The 19,524-nt window shown below is 73.4% G+C and carries 26 protein-coding genes; 14 read left to right on the top strand and 12 right to left on the bottom strand.

Features of this window, described 5'->3' with window-relative positions:
- Positions 1–162 precede the first annotated feature (162 nt).
- The 5 genes from AC5JJ1_RS17695 to AC5JJ1_RS17675 form a co-directional block, all read right to left on the bottom strand.
- On the bottom strand, positions 163–630 hold the full coding sequence (locus AC5JJ1_RS17695; RefSeq protein WP_495786426.1) for a DUF1178 family protein: 468 nt from the start codon (positions 628–630) through the stop codon (positions 163–165).
- A 99-nt stretch (positions 631–729) separates the two neighbouring features.
- Entirely contained in the window at positions 730–987 is a 258-nt protein-coding gene (gene grxC / locus AC5JJ1_RS17690; protein ID WP_495786425.1) for a glutaredoxin 3, read from the bottom strand.
- A gap of 31 nt (positions 988–1,018) precedes the next feature.
- Positions 1,019–1,234, bottom strand: coding sequence for a hypothetical protein (locus tag AC5JJ1_RS17685; RefSeq protein ID WP_495786424.1), 216 nt, complete (start codon positions 1,232–1,234; stop codon positions 1,019–1,021).
- A 51-nt stretch (positions 1,235–1,285) separates the two neighbouring features.
- A complete protein-coding gene (locus tag AC5JJ1_RS17680; protein ID WP_495786423.1) occupies positions 1,286–2,041 on the bottom strand; it encodes a ComF family protein in 756 nt (251 codons plus the stop codon).
- Positions 2,038–3,636 carry a rhodanese-like domain-containing protein gene (locus tag AC5JJ1_RS17675; RefSeq protein ID WP_495786422.1) on the bottom strand — a complete coding sequence of 533 codons (1,599 nt, stop codon included), beginning with the start codon at positions 3,634–3,636 and terminating at the stop codon, positions 2,038–2,040. The genes AC5JJ1_RS17680 and AC5JJ1_RS17675 overlap by 4 nt, the downstream gene beginning before the upstream one ends.
- A gap of 79 nt (positions 3,637–3,715) precedes the next feature.
- On the opposite strand from AC5JJ1_RS17675, the gene rlmB reads away from it, so the two are divergent.
- The 4 genes from rlmB (at position 3,716) to AC5JJ1_RS17655 (ending at position 6,245) form a co-directional block, all read left to right on the top strand.
- A complete protein-coding gene (rlmB, locus tag AC5JJ1_RS17670) occupies positions 3,716–4,495 on the top strand; it encodes a 23S rRNA (guanosine(2251)-2'-O)-methyltransferase RlmB (RefSeq protein WP_495786421.1) in 780 nt (259 codons plus the stop codon).
- Positions 4,496–4,509: 14 nt separating this feature from the next.
- The gene (locus AC5JJ1_RS17665; protein ID WP_495786420.1) at positions 4,510–5,274 is read left to right on the top strand and encodes a 2-keto-4-pentenoate hydratase; all 765 of its coding nucleotides are present in this window, start codon (positions 4,510–4,512) and stop codon (positions 5,272–5,274) included.
- A gap of 109 nt (positions 5,275–5,383) precedes the next feature.
- A complete protein-coding gene (locus AC5JJ1_RS17660) occupies positions 5,384–5,611 on the top strand; it encodes a hypothetical protein (protein ID WP_495786419.1) in 228 nt (75 codons plus the stop codon).
- 52 nt (positions 5,612–5,663) lie between these two features.
- Positions 5,664–6,245 carry a LysE family translocator gene (locus AC5JJ1_RS17655; protein WP_495786418.1) on the top strand — a complete coding sequence of 194 codons (582 nt, stop codon included), beginning with the start codon at positions 5,664–5,666 and terminating at the stop codon, positions 6,243–6,245.
- Positions 6,246–6,248: 3 nt separating this feature from the next.
- On the opposite strand, the gene AC5JJ1_RS17650 is transcribed toward AC5JJ1_RS17655, so the two are convergent.
- Positions 6,249–6,731 carry a zinc-ribbon domain-containing protein gene (locus AC5JJ1_RS17650; protein WP_495786417.1) on the bottom strand — a complete coding sequence of 161 codons (483 nt, stop codon included), beginning with the start codon at positions 6,729–6,731 and terminating at the stop codon, positions 6,249–6,251.
- On the opposite strand from AC5JJ1_RS17650, the gene AC5JJ1_RS17645 reads away from it, so the two are divergent.
- Genes AC5JJ1_RS17645 through AC5JJ1_RS17630 form a run of 4 tightly spaced genes read left to right on the top strand, consistent with a single transcriptional unit; the run spans position 6,730 to position 9,686 of the window.
- A complete protein-coding gene (locus AC5JJ1_RS17645) occupies positions 6,730–7,395 on the top strand; it encodes a cell division ATP-binding protein FtsE (protein WP_495786416.1) in 666 nt (221 codons plus the stop codon). The two genes, AC5JJ1_RS17650 and AC5JJ1_RS17645, sit on opposite strands and share 2 nt — an antisense overlap.
- Positions 7,388–8,317: an FtsX-like permease family protein gene (locus AC5JJ1_RS17640; RefSeq protein ID WP_495786415.1), complete on the top strand. Its 930-nt coding sequence runs from the start codon at positions 7,388–7,390 to the stop codon at positions 8,315–8,317. Before AC5JJ1_RS17645 ends, AC5JJ1_RS17640 begins: the two co-directional genes overlap by 8 nt.
- Positions 8,314–8,931, top strand: coding sequence for a YdcF family protein (locus tag AC5JJ1_RS17635; protein ID WP_495786414.1), 618 nt, complete (start codon positions 8,314–8,316; stop codon positions 8,929–8,931). Before AC5JJ1_RS17640 ends, AC5JJ1_RS17635 begins: the two co-directional genes overlap by 4 nt.
- The gene (locus tag AC5JJ1_RS17630; protein WP_495786413.1) at positions 8,928–9,686 is read left to right on the top strand and encodes a lysophospholipid acyltransferase family protein; all 759 of its coding nucleotides are present in this window, start codon (positions 8,928–8,930) and stop codon (positions 9,684–9,686) included. The genes AC5JJ1_RS17635 and AC5JJ1_RS17630 overlap by 4 nt, the downstream gene beginning before the upstream one ends.
- A 164-nt stretch (positions 9,687–9,850) precedes the next feature.
- Here AC5JJ1_RS17630 and AC5JJ1_RS17625 read toward each other — a convergent pair whose 3' ends face one another.
- Positions 9,851–10,453, bottom strand: coding sequence for a gamma-glutamylcyclotransferase (locus AC5JJ1_RS17625; RefSeq protein ID WP_495786412.1), 603 nt, complete (start codon positions 10,451–10,453; stop codon positions 9,851–9,853).
- Positions 10,454–10,548: 95 nt separating this feature from the next.
- Here AC5JJ1_RS17625 and AC5JJ1_RS17620 point away from each other — a divergent pair, with 95 nt between their 5' ends.
- The 5 genes from AC5JJ1_RS17620 (at position 10,549) to AC5JJ1_RS17600 (ending at position 14,632) form a co-directional block, all read left to right on the top strand.
- Positions 10,549–11,538: a DUF2125 domain-containing protein gene (locus AC5JJ1_RS17620; RefSeq protein WP_495786411.1), complete on the top strand. Its 990-nt coding sequence runs from the start codon at positions 10,549–10,551 to the stop codon at positions 11,536–11,538.
- Between the two features lie 105 nt (positions 11,539–11,643).
- Positions 11,644–11,985 carry an ACT-like domain-containing protein gene (locus AC5JJ1_RS17615; protein WP_495786410.1) on the top strand — a complete coding sequence of 114 codons (342 nt, stop codon included), beginning with the start codon at positions 11,644–11,646 and terminating at the stop codon, positions 11,983–11,985.
- A gap of 91 nt (positions 11,986–12,076) precedes the next feature.
- On the top strand, positions 12,077–13,513 hold the full coding sequence (locus tag AC5JJ1_RS17610; protein WP_495786409.1) for a cytochrome ubiquinol oxidase subunit I: 1,437 nt from the start codon (positions 12,077–12,079) through the stop codon (positions 13,511–13,513).
- Positions 13,510–14,538 carry a cytochrome d ubiquinol oxidase subunit II gene (cydB, locus tag AC5JJ1_RS17605; RefSeq protein ID WP_495786408.1) on the top strand — a complete coding sequence of 343 codons (1,029 nt, stop codon included), beginning with the start codon at positions 13,510–13,512 and terminating at the stop codon, positions 14,536–14,538. Before AC5JJ1_RS17610 ends, cydB begins: the two co-directional genes overlap by 4 nt.
- The gene (locus AC5JJ1_RS17600; protein ID WP_495786407.1) at positions 14,519–14,632 is read left to right on the top strand and encodes a DUF2474 family protein; all 114 of its coding nucleotides are present in this window, start codon (positions 14,519–14,521) and stop codon (positions 14,630–14,632) included. Before cydB ends, AC5JJ1_RS17600 begins: the two co-directional genes overlap by 20 nt.
- Here the strand turns inward: AC5JJ1_RS17600 and AC5JJ1_RS17595 are convergent.
- The 4 genes from AC5JJ1_RS17595 to AC5JJ1_RS17580 are packed head-to-tail and all read right to left on the bottom strand — an operon-like array spanning position 14,607 to position 17,948.
- On the bottom strand, positions 14,607–15,092 hold the full coding sequence (locus AC5JJ1_RS17595) for a DUF29 domain-containing protein (RefSeq protein ID WP_495786406.1): 486 nt from the start codon (positions 15,090–15,092) through the stop codon (positions 14,607–14,609). The two genes, AC5JJ1_RS17600 and AC5JJ1_RS17595, sit on opposite strands and share 26 nt — an antisense overlap.
- Before the next feature lie 32 nt (positions 15,093–15,124).
- On the bottom strand, positions 15,125–16,012 hold the full coding sequence (locus AC5JJ1_RS17590) for a prephenate/arogenate dehydrogenase family protein (RefSeq protein WP_495786405.1): 888 nt from the start codon (positions 16,010–16,012) through the stop codon (positions 15,125–15,127).
- Positions 16,009–17,100, bottom strand: coding sequence for a histidinol-phosphate transaminase (hisC, locus tag AC5JJ1_RS17585; protein ID WP_495786404.1), 1,092 nt, complete (start codon positions 17,098–17,100; stop codon positions 16,009–16,011). Before hisC ends, AC5JJ1_RS17590 begins: the two co-directional genes overlap by 4 nt.
- Positions 17,100–17,948, bottom strand: a complete 849-nt coding sequence (locus tag AC5JJ1_RS17580) for a chorismate mutase (protein ID WP_495786403.1) — start codon at positions 17,946–17,948, stop codon at positions 17,100–17,102. Before AC5JJ1_RS17580 ends, hisC begins: the two co-directional genes overlap by 1 nt.
- A gap of 112 nt (positions 17,949–18,060) precedes the next feature.
- On the opposite strand from AC5JJ1_RS17580, the gene metX reads away from it, so the two are divergent.
- A complete protein-coding gene (gene metX, locus AC5JJ1_RS17575; protein WP_495786402.1) occupies positions 18,061–19,215 on the top strand; it encodes a homoserine O-acetyltransferase MetX in 1,155 nt (384 codons plus the stop codon).
- On the opposite strand, the gene AC5JJ1_RS17570 is transcribed toward metX, so the two are convergent.
- The gene (locus AC5JJ1_RS17570; RefSeq protein WP_495786401.1) at positions 19,212–19,523 is read right to left on the bottom strand and encodes an AtuA-related protein; all 312 of its coding nucleotides are present in this window, start codon (positions 19,521–19,523) and stop codon (positions 19,212–19,214) included. The genes metX and AC5JJ1_RS17570 overlap by 4 nt on opposite strands.
- Position 19,524: the final 1 nt, after the last annotated feature.

Raw genomic sequence — 19,524 nt, 5'->3', positions numbered from 1 at the left:
GACCCTCTCGCCACCCAACAAACCACCGGCAGGCCCAAATCCGACAGGCTGCTAGAGCGGCTTCCGTTTGCGCCGGCTCACGGAAGCCGCTCCGGCTTATCGTTTGATCGAGCCAATACCTCCGATCAGGTGATCCCACCTGATCGGCGTTTGCTCTTGGGGCTAATCGGCGAGCGGGACCCAGGGAATGCGGGCGACCTCGATGCCCTCCTCCCGCAGCGCCTCGGCATCGGCATCCGACGCCTCGCCATAGATGGCGCTGCGCTCGCTCTCGCCGCGATGGATCTTACGGGCCTCCTCGGCGAAGTCGCGGCCGACGTAATCGGCGCGCTTCTCGATCTCGGAGCGGACGCGCTGGAGGAAGGCGACCATCTGCGCGGGCATGGGCGGCGGCGGGGCGGGGGGCGCCTCGGTGACGACGGGGGCCGGGGGCGGGGCTGGTGCCTCCTTCGCGCGGCTGCGGCCCTTCTTCGGGATGGCCGGGGCCATCAGCCGCTTGCTGACATCCTTCGAGCCGCAGACCGGGCATTCCACGAAGCCGGCCTTGGACTGGGCGGCGAAGGCCTCGCTGTCCTTGAACCAGCTGTCGAAGTCGTGCCCTGCGCCGCAACGCAGATCGTAATGGATCATTCCCCGCTCTTCCCTGGGCCCAGGCTTGGGCCGCACCCGGCTTGCAATATAGCCTGGCAGTCGAGCAATTCGAGTGCCAGACCTTTGCGCCGGCGGAATTTAAGCGGCGAGCAGCGGGTCCAGCCTGCCGGCGCGGTCGAGGGCGGTGAGCTCGTCCGACCCGCCGATCGCCTGCCCGTCGATGAAGATCTGCGGGACGGTGGTGCGGCCGCCGGAGCGGGCGATGGCGTCCTTCCGCGCCTGGGAGCCGTGGGGGGCGTCGATCTCCTCGAACGCCACGCCCTTCCGGCCGAGCAGGGCCTTGGCGCGCTCGCAATAGGGGCAAAAGGGGGTGGTGTAGATCTCGACTTTGGACATGAACCGAAACTTGGCAGCCGGGCCCCGCGGATCAAGGGCCGGGCAGCATGGCGAGGCTCAGCAGGACCGCCGCCGGGGCGAAGACCAGGGCGAGGGCCAGGGCGAAATGGCGGAGCTCATGCTCCTCATCCGCCAGGCGGCCGAACGGGGCCAGGGGCGCCTCAGGCGGCGCCAACGGCGTGCGGCGGCTGAGGATGGGGTCGGCCGGCAGGGGCGGGATGGCGAGGGGGTCGGGAGGCTCGGGCATATTGCCGCATCCATCCATGCTGGGGGATGCGGGCAGCTTCGCCGATCCGGGTTAAGTCTCGGTTACCGCGGCGAGGCGGGGATCGGGCACCCGGGCGGCAGCCAGGACCTCGACCGCGGCGGCGCCGCCGTCCAGCAGGGCACGGGCGCAGGCCTCGGCGGTGGCGCCGGAGGTCAGCACGTCATCCACCAGCAGCACGCGGCGGCCGGCCAGGCGCGGGGCGGCGCCGCGGCCGAGGGCGAAGGCGCCCTGCAGGGCTTCCTCGCGCTCGGCCGCGCCGAGCTCGCCGAGCGAGACGGTGCGGCGGATGCGGCGCAGCAGGCGGGGGGCATAGGGCTTGCCGGCGCGGCGGGCGAGCCAGGCGGCGAGCAGGCCGGCCTGGTTGTACCGGCGGGCGAGCTGGCGGCGCCAATGCAGCGGCACGGGGGCGATGAGGTCGGCGCGGGCCAGGAGCGGCGCGCCGGCCCGGGCCATGTGGCGGGCGAGCAGGCCGGCCAGCTCCGTGCGGTCGGCATATTTGAAGGGAAGGACGAGGCGCTGGGCCCCGGCGTCGTAGCGCAGCGCGGCGCGGGCGGCGGCGAAGGCGGGCGGCCGCGCCGCGCAGGCCGGGCAGAGCGGGCCCTGCGCCGCATCGGCGAAGGGCACGCCGCAGCAGGCGCAAAGCGGCTCGGTGAGGAAGGCGAGGCCGCCGAAGCAGGCGGCGCAGAGCGTGCCCTGCTCGCCGACCTCCTCCGCCTCGCAGGTGAGGCAGTGGGGCGGCAGCAGGGCATCCAGCACCCGGATGCCGAGGCGGGCGAGCCTGCTCACATCTGGCCGAAGCGGGCGTCGCCGTCGCGGGCGACCTCGTTCACCAGGTCGATCTCCCAGGAGAGGTATTCGTGCATCGCCGCCTCGACGCCCTCGTTGCGGTCATAGGGGCGGAGATAGGTGTCGATGCAGTCGGCATCCTCCGGGGTGCGGCGGTTGGCGGAGAGGGGGAGGCCGGCCTCGCGCCAGGCGGCCAGGCCGCCGGCCAGCAGCCGCACCGGGGCGGGGACCAGCGCCTGCAATTCGGGGATGGCGAGGTGGGCAATGGCCTCCTCCGGCGCCGCGACCACCACCGGGCGGTCGGCGCCGAGGCGCGGGGCAAGGGCCGCGAGGCGGGTGCGGACGCCCCAGAGGGCGCCGGGGATATGCGCCTCGCGGAAATCGATGGAGCGGGAGAGCTGGACGACCTGGGCGCCGCCCTCGGCGAGCAGGGCGGAAAGCTCGGCGGGGGTGACGGTCGCGGGGCGGATGGCATCGGCCTCGGGGCAGGCGGGGCGCCAGGGGCCGGTCTCGAGCGGGCCGGCGAGACCGTCCTCCAGCACGAAGACCTCCCACTGGCCGAGCTGGCGGAGCCAGCCGCCGGCCATGCGGGCGCGCACCCCGGTATCGTCGACGAGGATGATGCGGGCGCCGCGGACGGCGACCCACTGGTCGATCGCCTGGACGAGCTGGCCGCCGGGCGCGCTGCGGCTGCCGGCGAGGTGGCCGGCGGCGTACTCCGCCGGGTCGCGGACATCGAGGAGGTAGGTGGTGCGGCCGGGATCGTTCAGCAGGCCGGCGAGGTCGGCGCGGCGCAGCGTCTTCACCCCGGCCCGCTCTGCGAAGGCGGCGGCGCGGGCGAGCGCCGTCGGCAGGCTGTCCGGGGTGCCGGGGCGGTAGCTATCGGTGCGGCCGGTCTCGCAGGCGAAGCCGGCCAGCTCCCAGCCCATGGTGCCGTTGCGCAGCGCCACGACCTTGTTGGGCAGGCCGGCGCTGCGCAGGCTCTCGGCGCCCATGATGCTGCGGGTGCGGCCGGCGCAGTTGACGACGATGGTCGTCTGCGGGTCGGGGGCGATGTCGCCGATGCGGTAGACCAGCTCGCCGCCCGGCACGTCGATGGCGCCGGGGATGGACATGCGGCGGAACTCGTCCATCGGGCGGCTGTCGAGGATGACCATGCGCTCGCCCGAGGCGCGCATTGCCTGCAGCTCGGCCGGGTCGATGGAGGGGGTATGGTAGTGATGCTCCACCCATTCGCCGAAGGCCTTGGAGGGCACGTTGACGCCGGAGAAGAGGACGTAGCCGGCCGCCGCCCAGGCCGGGGTGCCGCCTTCCATGACGGAGACGTCGGTGCAGCCGATGCCCTCGAGATAGGTGGCGAGGCGATCCGCGAGCCCCGATTGTCCTTCCCCTGGCCCGCCATCGACGCAGGCGATGCGGGTGCCGAGGCGCGGCAGGATGGCCCGCGCCCGCAGCTCGGCGCGGGAGAGGCCGCAGGGATTGGCCCAGAACAGGTGGGAGCGACCGAACTCGCCATCCTCCCGCGCATCCAGGATGGCGAGCTCCTGCCCGTCGCCGATCCAGGATTTGAGCGTGGCGGGAGTGATCGTCCTCATGCGCGGCGTCCTCGTTCCTGCGGCGGAGGGTATGTCGCAGGGGCATGGACAGCAACTCGGGCAGGGGCCAAATGAGCCCATGCGCCGATCGAGCCAGACCCCGCCCGCCCCTCGCCGCCCGCCCCAGCCGGAGGCGCGCGGCGGGGCCGGCGGGCTATGGCTTTACGGCCTGCATGCGGTGGCGGCGGCGCTCGCCAACCCGGCGCGGCGGCTGAAGCGCCTCCTGGCGACGGAGGAGGCGGAGGCGGCGCTGGCGGCGCGGCTCGACGGCCGCTGGCGGGTGGCGCCGGAGCGGGCGGAGCGCGGGCGCTTCGCCACCTTCCTCCCCGAGGATGCGGTGCATCAGGGCGCGGCGCTGCTGGTGGAGCCGCTGCCGAACCTGACGCTCGACCGGGCGGTGGAGCACGGGTCGGGGCCGGTGCTGGTGCTCGACCAGGTGACGGATCCGCGGAATATCGGCGCCATCCTGCGCTCGGCGGCGGCCTTCGGCGCCTCGGCGCTGGTGATGCAGGACCGGCATGCGCCGCCGGAGACGGGGGCGCTGGCGCGGGCGGCCTCGGGCGCGCTCGAGATCGTGCCGGTGGTGCGGGTGGTGAACCTGGCGCGCGCCCTCGAGGAGCTGAAGAAGGCGGGGCTCTGGGTGGTCGGGCTGGCGGGCGAGGCGCCGGTGACGCTGGCGCAGTCCGGCCTCGGCGGGCGGCGGGTGGCGCTGGTGCTCGGCGCCGAGGGCGACGGCATGCGGCGGCTGACGCGGGAGGGCTGCGACGAGCTCTGCCGCCTGCCCATCGCGCCGGAGATGGAGAGCCTCAACGTCTCCGCCGCCGCGGCGGTGGCGCTCTACGAGCTGGGACGGAAATAGCGGGAGGGACGGCGATGGGCACGGCGGCGGAGGCGATCCTCGAGGCCCGGCGGGCGCGGCGGGTGCTGGCGCCGCTCGGCGCCGCGGCACCGGCCAGCGAGGCCGAGGGCTATGCGGTGCAGCGCGAGGTGGCGGAGGCGCAGGGCGCCCTGCCCCCGGCCGGCTTCAAGATCGGCGCGACGACGCGGAAGATGCAGGAGTATCTGGGTCTCGCCGGGCCCGCGGCGGGCTTCGTCACCGCGGCGAGCGTCAACCCGAGCGGGACGGCGTTCCGCTTCGGCGATTTCGTCGCCCCCGGCGTCGAATGCGAGATCGGGGTGCGGCTCGCGCGCGACCTGCCCGTCGGGCCCTGCAGCCGCGCGCAGGCGGCGGAGGCGGTGGGGGAGCTGTTCCCCGCCATCGAGATCGTCGAGCGGCGCTACGGCGACCTGGCCGCGCTCGGCACGCCGACGCTGATCGCCGACCAGGTCTTCCATGCCTCCGGAGTCGTCGGGGCGCCGGCCGAGGGATGGCGGGGAATCGACCTGGCGGCGGTGCGCGGGGTCTTCCATGTCGGCGGGCAGGTGGTGGCGGAGGGGCATGGGCGGGAGCTGCTCGGCCATCCGCTGGAGGCCCTCGCCTGGCTCGCCGGCTCGGGGGCGGCGCGGGCCTTCGGCGGACTGCGGGCGGGGCAGGTGGTCTGGCTCGGCTCGGTGACGCTGCCGATCTGGCTGGAGGGGCCGGCCGAGGTCGTCGCCGCCTTCGCGGGGCTGGGGGAGGCGCGGCTCCGCTTGCTGTGAACGCGGTGGCAAAGGGTCGTTAACCGGCGATCGGGCAGGATGCCGAGGCCGCCATGTGGCGGCTTCATGATGCATCCCGCCAGAATGGCGACAGGGACCGGGAAACCCTATGCCGCCCGCCGACTGGAATTTGCTGACGGACGACCTCCAGCTCGCCCTCTCCCGCGAGGCGCTGCGCCGCGCCACGGAGACGTTGGCCGAACACGCCAGGCTGCTGGCGCTCGAGATGGAACGGGGCGCGCTGAGCGACCGCGGCGGGCCAGATGCGCTGCGCCTCTTCGCCACCGTGGTGACGGCGACCAGCCAGGATGCCCTGGGCCCGATCGGACATGCTTGAGTCCGGGCGCTGGCCAGCCTAAGCGGCTCGGGCAATTCCTGCCCGAGGCCCCATGGTCGACCCGCTGCTCTTCATCCTGGCCGTCTTCGCCGTGCTGGCGACGCCGGGGCCGACCAATACGCTGCTTGCCACCTCGGGGGCGATGGTGGGGCTCCGGCGCTCCCTCGCGCTCGTCCCGGCGGAGGCGGCGGGGTACTGCATCGCCATCCTGACGCTCGGCCTGGTGCTGGGGCCGGTGATGGCAGGGCAGCCGGTGCTGGCGGCGACGCTGCGGGCGGCGGTCGGGGCCTATCTGTTGCTGCTGGCCTGGCGGCTGTGGCGGCGGGGTGCCCGCGGGGTGGTCGTCGGGGCGGGTCTGGTGCGGCCGGGGCAGTTGTTCGTCACCACGCTGCTCAATCCGAAGGCGATCGTCTTCGCGCTCGGGGTCGTGCCCTTCGGCAAGGTGCCGGTGCTGCCCTACATGCTCGGCTTCGTCGCGCTGCTGGCCTCGGTGGCGGTGGGATGGATCGGGCTCGGCGCGGTGCTGGGGCAGGCGGCGGCGCGGCGCGGCATCGCCGGGGTGGTGCCGCGGGTCGGGGCGACAGCCGTCGCGGGGTTCGGCGTGCTGCTGCTGGTCGGGCCGCTGCTGCGCTAGGCGTCAGGCCTTGCCCAGCAAGACATAGAGGCGCGCGGCGGGGGGCCAGGCGGCGGTGATCGGCGCCTGGTAGGCGAGGATCGCGGCGAGGAAGCTGGCCAGCGCCAGGGCGGAGGCAATCCAGGCGGCCGCGAGGGCGAGCTGGCCGCGCTGGGCCGGGCCGGGCGGGTCGATCGGCTGGTGGGGGCGGTGCTGGGCCGGGATCGGCGGCGGCACCGGCACGGCGCCCAGCCGCTCGGGTTCCGGCTCCGGCTCGGGCGGGGGGGGTGGCGGCGCTTCGGCGGCCTCCCGCCATTCGTGCCGGCACTTCACGCAGCGCAGCAGCCGGCCGCCGGCGATCAGGCGCTCCGGCACCTCATAGGCGGCCTGGCACTGGGGGCAGAGGATGCGCATCGGGGCCGTAATGTGCGGCTCCCCCGCCCGCGCCGCAAGCGCCACGCGCGGGCCTTGGCGCGCCGCCCCGCCGGCGGCATTGTCCGCCCCCATGGTGCGCTTCGATGATGTCGGGCTGCGATACGGGTCCGGGCCGGCGCCGGAGGTGCTGCGCGATGTCAGCTTCACCCTGCCGCAGGGTAGCTTCCACTGGCTGCTCGGGCCGTCGGGGGCCGGGAAGTCCTCGCTGCTCGGGCTGATGCACCTCGCCCTGCGGCCGAGCCGGGGCGAGGTGGCGGTGCTGGGCCAGCCGCTCTCCCGGCTGCGGCGCGGGGGGCTGCCGGCGCTGCGGCGGCGCATCGGCGTGGTCTACCAGGACTTCCGGCTGCTGCCGCACCTCACCGTCTTCGACAACGTGGCGCTGCCGATGCGCATCGGCGGGCGGGCGGAGGCGGCGCTGCGCGCCGATGTCGCCGAGATGCTGCGCTGGATCGGCCTCGACGCCAAGGCAGGGGCGCTGCCGGCGACGCTCTCAGGCGGCGAGCAGCAGCGGGTGGCGCTGGCCCGCGCGGTGGTGACGCGCCCGGCGCTGCTGGTCGCCGACGAGCCCACAGGCAATCTCGACGGCGTGCAGGCGCGGCGGGTCTTCGCCCTGCTGCGGGAGATGCACCGCCTCGGCACCACGGTGGTCGTCGCCACGCATGCGGAGGGGCTGGTCGCCGAGCATCCGGCGCCGGCGCTGCGCATGGAGGAGGGGCGGCTGGTGGCGCATGGCTAGGGCGCCGAGGCTGCGGCGCAGCCGGGGGCGGGATCCCCTCGGGCTGCGGCGGGCGCTGTCGGACCGGCTGCTGCCGGCGCTGGTGGCGGCGATGGCGCTGCTGGCGGCGCTCGCCCTGGCCGGCGCCGAGGGGGCGGCGGCGCTGACGGCGCGATGGGAGGCGGGGGCGGCCGCGGCGGTGACGGTGCAGCTGCCGGCGGGCGCCGCCGCGGGCGGGCGGCTGGCCCGGGCGCTCGCCGCGCTCGAGGCGCTGCCCGAGGTCGCCGAGGCGAAAGCGATGGACGAGGCGCAGATGCAGGCGCTGCTGCGGCCCTGGCTCGGCGAGGCGCCGGCGGTCGCGCTGCCGCTGGTGATCGAGCTGCGCCTGGCGTCGCTGCCGGCCTCGACCGAGGCGCTGGCCGGGCGGATCGCCGCGGCGGTGCCGGGGGCGGCGGTCGAGTCGCATGGCGTCTGGGTGGCGCGGCTGGTGGCGCTGGCGCGCAGCCTGCAGGCCGTGGCGCTCGCCGCGCTGGCGCTGGTGGCGGGGATCGCGGCGGCGGTCGTGGCGGTTGCGGTGCAGGCGGGGATCGCGGCGCGGCGGGCGGCGATCGCCCTGCTGCACGACCTGGGTGCCACGGATGCGGACATCGCCGGGCGCTTCGCCGGGCGGGCGGGGCTGCTGGTGGGGGCGGGGGCGCTGCTGGGGACGCTGCTGGCGGCGCCGGTGCTGGCGGGCTTCGCCGACCTCGCGGGGCCACTGCTCGGGCAGGCGTCGGCCGGGCTGCCCGAGGGAAGCTCGCTTGGGGAGAGGCTGCCTTGGGGAAGCCTGCCCTGGGAGAGCCTGCCCTGGGGCGCGCTCGCCCTGCTGCCGCCGCTCGGCGCGGCGCTCGGCTGGCTGACGGCGCAGGCGACGGTGCGGCGCTGGCTGCGGCGGCTGCCGTGAGCGGCTGGCGCCGCCGGCGGCGCTGGCTGGTGCTGGCGCCGGTGCTGGGCTTCACCCTGCTGGCGCTCGGCTTCGGCTGGTTCCTCCTCGCGGTCTCGCGGGGGCCAGCCGATCCGGCGCGGCCGACGGATGGCATCGCCGTGCTGACCGGCGGGGCGGAGCGCGTCGAGACCGGGCTCCGCCTGCTGAGCGAGGGGCGGGCGGAGCAGCTGCTGGTCTCCGGCGTGCACCCGCAGGTGACGCTCGCCGACCTGGCGCGGCTGGCGGCGCTGGAGCCGGAGGCGCTGGAGGAGCGCGTCAGCCTCGGCGCCCGGGCGACGACGACGCGAGGCAATGCGGCGGAGATCGCCGACTGGGCGCGGGCCAGGGGCCTCCGCTCGATTCGGGTGGTGACGGCGGGCTACCACATGCCGCGGGCGCTGCTCGAGCTGCGGCGGCGTCTGCCGGGGGTGGAGCTGGTGGCCCATCCGGTCGTCCCGGCCCGGCTGCGCGACCCGGCGGCGGGCGGGCGGGCCAGGACCTGGTCGCTGCTGGCGGGCGAGTACCTGAAATTGCTCGCCGCCTGGGCCGGTCTGCCCTACTGGCTCGGCCTTCCCCTGGATCCCCCTCGATGACCTGGCTTCGCTCCGTCCTGTTCAACCTCGCATTCTTCACCGGCACGGCGGCCGTCGCGGTGCTGGCGACGCCGGTGCTGCTGGCGCCGAGCCGCTGGACGATGCCGGTGATCCGCTTCTGGGCCTGGCTGGTGGTGCAGGAGCTGCGGCTGATCTGCGGCATCCGCCTGCAGGTGACGGGGCGGGAGCACCTGCCGCAGCAGGGGGCGGCGCTGATCGCGGCGAAGCACCAGTCGGCGCTCGACACCATCATCTGGCTGCTGCTGGTGCCGCGCTGCTGCTACGTGCTGAAACAGGAATTGCTTCGCATTCCCTTCTACGGCTTCCTCGTCGCCAAGGCGGGGATGATCCCGGTGGACCGCGAGGGCGGCGGCGCGGCGATGCGCCAGCTGCTGAAGGATGGCAAGGCGGCGATGGCAGCAGGGCGGCAGCTCGTCATCTTCCCGGAGGGGACGCGGGTGGCGCCGGGCGAGCACAGCCCCTACCAGCCGGGGATCGCGGCCCTGGCCTCGGCGACGGGGCTGCCGGTGATCCCCGTCGCTACCGACAGCGGGATGCTGTGGGGGCGGCGGGCCTTCCTCAAGCGGCCGGGGGTGATCTCGATTTCCGTGCTGCCGCCGCTGCCGGCGGGCCTGCCGCGGCCGGTGCTGATGCGGGAGCTGGAGGCGGCCATCGAGCGGGAGACGGACCGGCTGATGGCGCCCGGCCCTGTGGATAAAGCCGTGGATGAGTTGCTGCCGACCGCTGCGCCGTGAGGCCAGGATTGCAGCGCAAGCCGCTGCCCCAACGCGGTTTTTCCACGGACCAGGCATGTGCAAAGCCAGTCATCCACCACACCTTGCACAGGGTAAGTCTTTGAAATAGGCTGATATTCCGCGGGATAGCCACAAGCCGTCCCCCGGCCGGGGACGGCGCCGCCTCATTGATTCGTGGGCAAATTGAAGGGGTTGGGAGGAGTGTGGATGCTTTGTTCCCAGGCCTCCGCCGGGGGCAGCAGGACGGCGATGCGATCGAGCGCAGCGTCACGGATCCCAAGCTCACGCAAATGGGACAGGGTGTTCAGCAGGTAGTCCCGGTTGGCCCCCGCCCGGCCCATGCCGCGGGCGATGGCGGCGGCGGCCGCCTCCGGCGCCGGGCGGCAATAGGCGGCGTGGCGGCGGTCCGCGACATAGGTCACGGCCTGGACGATGTGGCCGCTGTCGAGCAGGCGGACGGGGAGCAGGCGGCGGGCATAGACCATCTCGCCGGCGACGTTCTCCCGGGCGTCGAGATAGGCGAGCGTCGCCTCCGCCGCCTCCGCCGTGACGGTGAAGGCGACGCCGCGGCAGGCGCCGCCGCGGTCGAGGCCGAGGACCAGGCCGGGCTGCTCGGCCGTGCCGCGGTAGTAGCGGCTGGTGAGGCAGAAGCGGCGGTGGAAGCCGCGCAGCAGGGCCGGGTGCCGCGCCTCGTAGGCGAAGCCGGGGCGCCAGATCAGCGAGCCATAGGCGAAGACGTAGAGGGGATTTGGGAGGGGTTCGGGCATGCGGGTCCGGCGCTCGGCATTCGCGTGCCGCGTGGGGGCGCGGTATAGCGCCCGGCATCATGCCAGCCAAGCCAAGCTCCCCTAAGCCCTCTCCGTTGGGCCGCCTGCTCCTCGGGGGGCTCGTGCTGCTGCTCCTGCTCGGCCTGGGGCAGGTCCTGCTCTGGCGCTGGATGGCGGGGCAGATGGAGGCCGCGCTCGGCGGGTGGGAGGCGGCGCGGCGGGCCGAGGGCTGGGTGGTGGAGCATGGCGCGCCGGTCCGGGGCGGCTGGCCGCTCGCCGTGCGGCTGCGGGTGCCCGACCTCCGCCTGGCCTCGGCGGGGGTGGAGTGGCGGAGCCCGGCCATCGACCTCGCCATCGCCATGCTGCGGCCGCAGCGGCTGGAGGTGGAGCTGGCGGGGGAGCACCGGCTTCGCCTCGGCGTCACCGAATGGCCGGTGACGGCGGAGCGGCTGGCCGCCCGCCTGCCGGTCGAGCAACGGGCGCTGCCGAGCGAGGCGGTGATCGAGGGCGGCGGGCTGCGGGTCGGCGCGATCGGCCTGGCCGGGCTGCGGATCGACCTCGAGACGCAGGAGGCGGCGGCCGAGGGCGAGGCGGCGCTGGCGCTGCGCGGCGCGCTCGAGGGGGTGGAGCTGCCGGCCGACGTGACGGGGCTCGGCCGGCGGCTGGAGCGGGCCGGGCTGGATGCGGTGGTGACGGGACCGGTGCCGCCGCCGGGCGGGCCGCGGGCGCGGGCGACCGTCTGGCGGGATGGCGGCGGGACGCTGGCGCTGCGGCAGCTCGACCTCGCCTGGGGGCCGGCGACGGCGCTGCTGCAGGCGACCCTCTCCCTCGACCAGGGGCTGCAGCCGATGGGGGCGGGCACGCTGCGCCTCACCGGGGCGGAGGCGGCGCTCGACGCGCTGGTCGCGGCCGGGGTGGTGGTGCCGCGCGGCCTCGGCATGGCGCGGGTCATGCTCGGCATGCTCGGCCGGGTGCCGCCGGAGGGCGGGCCGCCGCGGATCGAGGTGCCGGTGACGCTGGAGCGGCAGCGGCTCAGCATCGCCGGCATGGCGCTGGGGCGGGTCGAGGCCCTGCCCTGGCCGTGAGAAGGGGGTGGCCAAGCCCGTGCCGCATGGGCTAGGCTCCGCCGCGATGACCTACGGCTTCTTCCGCACTGCGCGAATTACCGGCCCGGCCGCCTGAGCCGCGCCGTGGGTACGGCGCGTCCGCGCCGCCGGGATGTCCCCGCCCACACCCACGCCAGTCCGGAAGACCTCATCATGTGCGACTCCCTGCCTGTTTCCGTCCGCTTCTCCGTGTTCGCCGAAAGCAGCCCGGGCCTCTTGCCGCGCCTGCTGCAGCCGCTCGCCAAGCGTGACCTCACCGCCGATGCCATGACGGCGCGGCGCGAGGGGGACGACATGCGCGTCGAGCTGGTGCTGGAGGCGATGCCGGAGGAGATGGTGCATCTCGTCGCCGGCAACCTTGGGCAGGTCATCGGGGTGATGGAAGTGCAGGTCGACCGGGAGTCCGGCTTGAAACTGGCCGCATGAACGTTATGTAATGTGGCAGCGCAGCATGACGCTGCAACGGTTTCCTTGGCCGGGACTTCCCTAGGTCGGGGACCGGAGAAGGACCTGGCTGATGCTGTGGGACGCCTTGCCGGACGCGCTGCTGCTGGCGCGCATCCAGTTCGCCTTCACCGTCACGTTTCACTTCCTATTCCCAGCTTTCACCATCGGCCTGGCCAGCTACCTCGCGGTGCTCGAGGGGCTGTGGCTTTGGACCGGGCGGGCGGCCTATCTCGACCTGTTCCGCTACTGGCTGAAGGTCTTCGCCGTGAACTTCGCCATGGGCGTCGTCTCCGGCATCGTGCTGTCCTACCAATTCGGGACCAACTGGTCGGTCTTCGCCGACCGCACCGGGGCGATCCTCGGGCCGTTGATGGGCTATGAGGTGCTGACGGCCTTCTTCCTCGAGGCGGGCTTCCTCGGGGTGATGCTGTTCGGGCTCGGGCGCGTCGGCAAGCGGCTGCATTTCGCGGCGACCTGCCTGGTCGCCATCGGCACGCTGATCTCGGGCTTCTGGATCCTCTCGGCCAATTCCTGGATGCACACGCCGGCGGGCTACACGGTCGGGCCGGACGGGCGCTTCCTGCCGGCGGATTGGTGGGCGATCGTCTTCAACCCCTCCTTCCCCTTCCGCTACCTGCACACCATCACCGGCGCCTACCTCACGACGGCGATGATCGTCGGCGCGGTCGGCGCCTTCCACATCCTGCGCGACCGGGCCAACGAGCGGGCGCGCATCATGTTCTCGATGGCGATGTGGATGGCGGCGACCGTCGCGCCCATGCAGGCCGTCTTCGGCGACATGCAGGGGCTGGTGGCGCTGGAGCACCAGCCGCAGAAGGTCGCGGCGATGGAGGGACACTGGGAGACGCAGCGCGGCGCGCCGCTCATCCTCTTCGGCATCCCGGACATGGAGCGGGAGGAGACGCGGCTGAAGATCGAGATCCCCTATCTCGGCAGCCTGATCCTGAAGCACAGCCTGGATGGTGAGATCCGCGGGCTGAAGGACTTCCCGCCCGACCAGCGGCCGGACAACGTGCCGCTCGTCTTTTGGGCCTTCCGCATCATGGTGGGCATCGGCTGCCTGATGATCGCGCTCGGGGCTGCCTCGCTCTGGCTGCGGTGGCGGGGGCGGCTGTATGACACGCGCTGGTTCCACAAATGGGCGGTGGCGATGGGGCCCTCCGGCCTCGTCGCCGTGACCTTCGGCTGGATCACCACGGAGGTCGGGCGGCAGCCCTTCACCGTCTACGGGCTGATGCGCACGGCGGAGAGCGTGAGCCCGATCGCCGCGCCGGCCGTCGCGGCCTCGCTGGCAGCCTTCGTCATCGTCTACTTCTGCGTCTTCGGGGCGGGCATGTGGTACCTGTTCCGCCTCGTGGGCAAGCCGCCGCTGCCGCAGGAGGAGGGGCCGCGCGACGACCAGCCGATCCGCACCGCCGGCATCACCCCGGCGCCCTCCGCGCAGCGGGCGCCCACGCCGCAGCCGCAGCCGGAGCCGGCGGAATGAGTGCCGAAACCATTGCGACGATCTGGGCCTTCCTGATCGCCATCTCCGTCTTCCTCTATGTCTGCATGGATGGCTTCGATCTCGGCGTCGGCATCCTCTTCCCCTGGATCAAGGGGCAGGAGGACCGCGACGTCTCGGTCAACACCATCGCGCCGGTCTGGGACGGGAACGAGACCTGGCTGGTGATGGGGGGTGCGGGGCTCTTCGCCGTCTTCCCGCTCGCCTACGCCACGATCATGCCGGCGCTCTACATGCCCATTATCCTGATGCTGCTAGCGCTGATCTTCCGCGGCGTCTCCTTCGAGATGCGCTTCCGCGCGGCGACCAAGGGGCAGCTTCTCGCCTGGGACCGGGCCTTCTCCTGGGGGAGCTATGCAGCGACGCTCTGCCAAGGGATCGCGCTCGGCGCCTTCGTCCAGGGGATCGAGGTGGAGGAGCGGGCCTATGCCGGCGGCTGGTGGGACTGGCTGACGCCCTTCTCCTGCCTCACCGCCGCGGCGCTGGTGGTGGGCTACGGGCTGCTCGGCGCCTGCTGGCTGGTCTGGAAGACGGAGGGCGAGCTGCAGGACCAGGCGCGCGTGCTGGCGCGGCGGCTCGGGGTGCTGACGCTTATCGCCATCGCGCTGGTGAGCGCGATCATGCCCTTCCTCCAGCCGGACTTCCGGGCACGGTGGTTCGCCTTCCCGGCGATCCTCGCGGCGCTGCCGGTGCCGGTGCTGGTGGTCTTCCTCGGCTGGCGGATGTTCAAGGCGCTCGGCGAGACGGATGGCCAACCCTGGCGGGACGGGTTGCCCTTCCTTTGCGCGCTCGGGCTGTTCTTCCTGGCCTATACCGGGCTCGGCATCTCCATGTGGCCGATGATCGTGCCGCCGGAGCTGACGATCTGGGATGCGGCGGCGCCGCGCGAGTCGCAGCTCTTCCTGCTGGTCGGGGCGGCGGTGCTAATCCCGATCATCCTGGCCTATACCGGCTACGTGTACTGGCTGTTCCGCGGGAAGGTGAAGCATGGCGAGGGCTACCATTAGCCGCTGGCTGTGGTTCCTCGGGCTCTGGGCGGCGGGGGTGATGGCGGTCGGCGCCGTCGCCGTGCTGCTCAGGACGGCGATGAAGGCGCTGTGAGGCGGGCCAGCAGCGCGTCGATATCGGCCTCGGGGGCGAGGAGCTCGGCGAGGTCATAGGGGCAGGCGGGCGGCAGGGGCCGGGCCGGGCCGCCCATCGCCTGGAGCTTGCGCTCGGCGATGCGGCAGGCATCGCGCCAGACGCCCTGCAGGTCGATCCGCTGCGCCATGCCGGGGGTGAAATGCTTCCGGGCGTTCTGCAGGGCTGCCAGGGCCTCGATCAGCCAGTGCTGCACCGGCTCCGGTTGGGGCGAGGCATGGGCCAGCAGGAGATGGCGCAGCGCCCCCTCGATCAGGCTCTCGGCCGCGTGCAACTCGCTCCGCCCCACGCTCTCGACCTCGTCGATCAGGTTGGTCCAGTCGACGGCGTCGTTCACCCGCTCGCCGGCGGCGAGGCGGCGGAGCAGCTCGGCCTGCTGCTCGGACCAGAGCAGGATGTCGCGGTCGTAGAGCCCGTCCATGGCGGGAAGATAGGGCGCGGCGATGCCCCGCGCTATGCCTGCTTCCGCTCGATCAGCCCCCGCCGGATGCGCCGGCCCCGGCGGATGCGGTCCTCGATGAAGTCCGCCTCGCCCCAGCGCACGGCCCGCGCCAGGGCGTGGCTGTCCTCGGTGAAGCGGGCCAACATCTCGAGCAGCGCGTCGCGGTTGTTGAGGAAGATGTCGCGCCACATGTCGATGTCGCTCGCCGCGATGCGGGTGAAGTCGCGGAAGCCGGAGGCGGCGAATTTCAGCACCGCCTCGCGCGTCTCCTCGGCCAGGTCGTCGGCCGTGCCGCAGATGGTGAAGGCGATCAGGTGCGGCAGGTGGGAGACGATGGCGACGACCTTGTCATGCGTCGCCGCATCCATGCTCTCGACGGTGGAGCCGGCGCGGCGCCAGAACTCCGCCACCCGCGCCTGCGCGGCGCGGTCGCCGCCCGGCACCGGCGTCAGGATGACGTAGCGGCCCTCGAAGAGGCTGGCGAAGCCGGCATCGGGGCCGGAATGCTCGGTGCCCGCCATTGGATGGGCGGGGACGAGGTGGACGCCCCGCGGCAGCAGCGGCGCGAGGTCGCGGATCACGCTGCCCTTGGTGCTGCCGACATCGGTGAGGATGCAGCCGGGCGCAAGATGCGGCGCGATCTGCGCCATCACGCCCTCATAGGCGCCGACGGGCACGCAGAGGATGACGCAGTCGGCGCCCTCGACGGCGCGTGCCGCATCCTCCTCCACCGCATCGGCGAAGCCAAGCTCGCGGATGCGGGCCAGCGTCTCCGGCTTGCGGGTATGGGCGACGACCGTCCCGGCGATGTCGCCCCGCTCCCGCGCCAGCCGGGCGATGGAGCTGCCGATGAGGCCGGCGCCGATGAGGCAGAGGCGCCGGAACAGGGGCTCGCTCATGCGGTGCCGTGCATGAAGCCCGTCAGCGCGTCCAAGACCATCCCGCATTCCTCCGCCGTGCCGATGGTGATCCGCAGGCAGTGCGGCAGGCTGTAGCTGCCCATGGCGCGGACGATGAGGCCGCGCGCCTTCAGCGCCGCATCCGCCCCCTTGGCGCGCTCGGCCGTGCCGAAATCGGCGAGGATGAAGTTCCCCTCGCTCGGGTGGACGGTGATGCCGGCGGCCCACAGCCCATCCGAGAGCTTCGCCCGCCATTCGCTGTTGTGGGCGACGGACTTCTCGACCCAGCCCGGCTCGGCCAGCGCCGCGATGCCGGCGGCCATGGCGGGGGCGTTGACGTTGAAGGGCCCGCGGACGCGGTTCAGCACGTCGGTGATGTGCGGCGGCGCGTAGGTCCAGCCGAGGCGGACGCCGCCCAGGCCGAAGACCTTGCTGAAGGTCCGCGTCATGATGGTGTTGGTGCCGGCCTCGACCAGCGCCACGCCCGGGTCGTAGTCGGGGCGGGTGACGTATTCGGCGTAGGCGCTGTCGAGGACCAGCAGCACGTCCTCGCGGAGGCCGGCGCGGAGCCGCTCGACCTCGGACTGCGGCAGGATGGAGCCGGTCGGGTTGTTCGGGTTGGCGAGGAACATCAGCCGGGTGCGCGGCCCGACGGCCGCGAGCAGCGCATCGACATCCGCCGTCAGGTTCCGCTCCGGCACCTTGATGATGCGGCAGCCGGCATAGCGGCCGGCGATGTCATACATGACGAAGCCATGGGCGCTCATCACCAGTTCGGTGCCCTCGCCGCCATAGGCCATGATGATGTGGCCAATCAGCTCGTCGGAGCCGTTGCCGCAGACGATCCGCTCCGCATCCAGGCCGTAGCGCTGCGCGATCGCCTGGCGGAGGGCGGTGCTGCCGCCGTCCGGGTAGCGGTGCAGCTCCGCCGCGAGCTTCGCATAGGCGGCCTGGGCGCCGGGCGGCACGCCGAAGGCGCCCTCGTTGGAGGAGAGCTTGATGATGCGGTTGACGCCCGGGATCTTCGACTCGCCGCCGACATAGGGCTCGATGGAGAGGATGGAGGGGCGGGGCAGCAGGGCGGGCATCAGCCGATGTCTCCTCTCTCGGGCACCGCGTAGAAGCCCAGCGGCAGGGCACGGTCGACGGGCAGGGCGGCCAGGCGGGGGTCGCCCGCCTCCAGCACGCCGTCGACCTCGATCAGGGCGCGCAGCACGCCGCCGTCGCGGCGGAGCTGCATCATGCGGGGGGCGAGGCCGGCCGCCGCCAACGCGCCGGCGAGCTGGGCGCGGCTGCGATCCTCCGTTGTCTCGATCCGCAGCAGGGAGCGGTCGGCGCCGCTCGGGTCCGGCGCGCCGGGGGCGACGGCCAGCGCCTCGGGCAGGCCCTCCGTCCCGGCGGCGTAGAAGGGCAGCCGGGCGACCACCTGGAGGCGCGGGCTGTCGAGGCTCACCCACCAGGCATCCTCGGGCGGCTCGGCCTCCTCCGGCAGGGGGAGGACGGCGACCTGCGCCTCGCCGGCGGCGACGGCGGCCAGGGCGCGGGAGGCGGTGGGGACGGTCCGCAGCGGGGTCAGCCCGCCGAAATGCTGCCGCGCCAGCCGGGCATGGTCCCGGCTGCGGGCATAGACGACGACGCTGAAGCCGCCCTGCTGGGCGGAGGAGGCGGCGAGGAGCTCCCGCCACAGCCGCACCAGGGCATGGGCCGGCAGGGCGCCCTGGTGGCGGGCCAGCAGGCGGCGGAGGATCGTCGCCTCCCGCCCGGGGCGGAGCGGGCTCGGGCTGCCGGCCTTGGCGCGGCTGGCGGCGAGGCGGGCCACGACATCGGCCCGGCGCATCACCAGGTCGTGCAGCGCATCGTCCAGCGCATCGATCTCCGCCCGGGCGGCGGCGAGCGGGTTGGGCGCGGCGGGGTCGAGGGCGGTGTCGGGGGTCATGGTCCGGGCGTCTGTGCCGCGCAGCTTTAGACGCGGGCGGGCGCCGCGCCAAGGCGTTCCTCAAGGCGAACCGTTGAAGAGCTGGCAGCAGGGGCCTATTCCTCGCCTTGCCATGTCAGCCCATGTCGCCCCCTTCCCGCAGGTCGACCATCAGCGCGCCCTCTTCCCCGAGGGGCTGGCGCTGGATTGCGGCATGGCGATCGCGCCACTCGCCGTCGCCTACCGGACCTATGGGCGGCTGAATGCGGCGCGGAGCAACGCCATCCTCGTCTGCCACGCGCTCACCGGCGACCAGTACCTGGCCGAGCCGCAGCCGCTGACCGGCAAGCCGGGCTGGTGGCAGACCATCGTCGGGCCGGGGCGGCCGCTGGATACCGACCGCTACTTCATCATCTGCACCAATGTGCTGGGCGGCTGCATGGGCTCAACCGGGCCGCGCGAGGAGATGACGGATGCCGAGGGGCGGCCGATGGGGCGGCCCTGGGGCACGGATTTTCCCAACGTCACCATCCGCGACATGGTGCGCGCGCAGAAGAAGTTGACGGACCATCTGGGCATCGAGCGGCTGCTGGGCGTGGTCGGCGGATCGATGGGCGGGATGCAGGTGCTGGAATGGGCGGCGACCTTCCCCGATGCCATCTATGCGGCGGCGCCGATCGCGGCAGCCGCCTATCACAGCGCGCAGAACATCGCCTTCCACGAGGTCGGGCGCACCTCGATCCATGCCGACCCGGACTGGCGCGGCGGGCGCTACTGGGAGGATGGGCGGGTGCCGGCCAAGGGCCTCTCGGTCGCGCGGATGGTGGCGCACATCACCTATCTCTCGGAGCAGGCGCTGACGCGGAAATTCGGGCGCCGGCTGCGCGGGGCCTCGGCGCTCACCTTCCTCGAGGACGTGTTCGAGGTGGAGAGCTACCTCAGGCACCAGGGCAGCACCTTCGTCCGCCGGTTCGATGCCAACAGCTACCTGACCATCACCCGGGCGATGGACTATTTCGACCTGGCGGCGGAGCATGGCGGGGACCTCCCGGCCGCCTTCAAGGGAACGCGGACGCGGTTCTTCGTCGCCTCCTTCTCCTCGGACTGGCTGTTCCCGACCACGGAGAGCCGAGCGATCGTGCGGGCGCTGAATGCGGCGGCGGCGAATGTCAGCTTCGTCGAGATCGCCTCCGACAAGGGGCATGACGCCTTCCTGCTGGAGGAGCCGGACTTCCACCGGGCGCTGGGCGGGTTCCTGGCGGGCTGTGCGGACCGTCTCGGCGTCTAGGCTTCCTCCGGCAGATCGATCTCCAGCATGGCCGAGGCCAGGCACTTGCCATGCGCATCGAGGGCGAGGGAGCGGGTGACGCCGCCGCCGAGCGCGCCCTCCAGCACGAAATTCAGCGCGCCGATCCCGGGCAGGGCGTAGCGCCGCACCTCGCCGCGGACGGTGCCGGCGAAATGCGCACGCACCCGCTCGGGCGTCAGCAGGCGCTCGAGGCGGGCGTAGTCCTCGGCGCGATAGGCGATGACGCCGATGGAGGAGGTGTCGCCCTTGTCGCCGGCCCGGGCATGGGCGAGGTCGCGGAGCAGCATG

The organism is Belnapia sp., assembly GCF_059504005.1.
Note: the sequence above shows the minus strand (reverse complement) of the source record. Positions and strands in the feature narration are given on the sequence as shown.